The sequence below is a fragment of the Streptomyces griseus subsp. griseus genome (assembly GCF_000720255.1).
In the GTDB taxonomy this organism is placed as follows: Bacteria; Actinomycetota; Actinomycetes; order Streptomycetales; family Streptomycetaceae; genus Streptomyces; species Streptomyces griseus_I.
The window spans coordinates 1-401 of the sequence record NZ_JOJE01000176.1; the positions used below are offsets into that span (position 1 = coordinate 1).

A 401-nucleotide genomic window follows, 5' to 3' on the forward strand; every position below is an offset into this window, starting at 1 on the left:
CATCGGTAGCGGAGAACAACCGCACCACATTCGCGTGCGGAACCACCACACCCTTCGGACGCCCCGTCGACCCCGACGTATAAATCACATACGCAGGCGTGTCCGGAGTCAGAGGCGCCGACCGCTCGATATCGCAGAGGTCGGTTCCGGAGTGCTCAGCGAGGGCGGGGGTGTTCACCAGGATCTGGGGAGTGTCCTTGGGCAGAGCACCTTCCGCCCCGAGACCGGTGATCACACACATCGGGTGAGCGTCTTCGAGGATGTAGGCGATCCGGTCGGCCGGGTAGTCGGGGTCAATGGGCACATACGCCGCACCCGACTTCACCACAGCCAACAGCGCCACCACCAACTCCAGGGAACGCGGCAGAGCAACCGCGACGAACCGCTCCGGACCCGCACCC

General features: G+C 65.1%; 1 protein-coding gene. It reads right to left on the minus strand.

The genetic code is table 11. The annotated features are described in order from the left end of the window. Positions 1 to 401, minus strand: a 401-nt coding sequence (locus tag IG99_RS43665) for an AMP-binding protein (RefSeq protein ID WP_037684613.1), incomplete at both ends; no start/stop codon positions are given.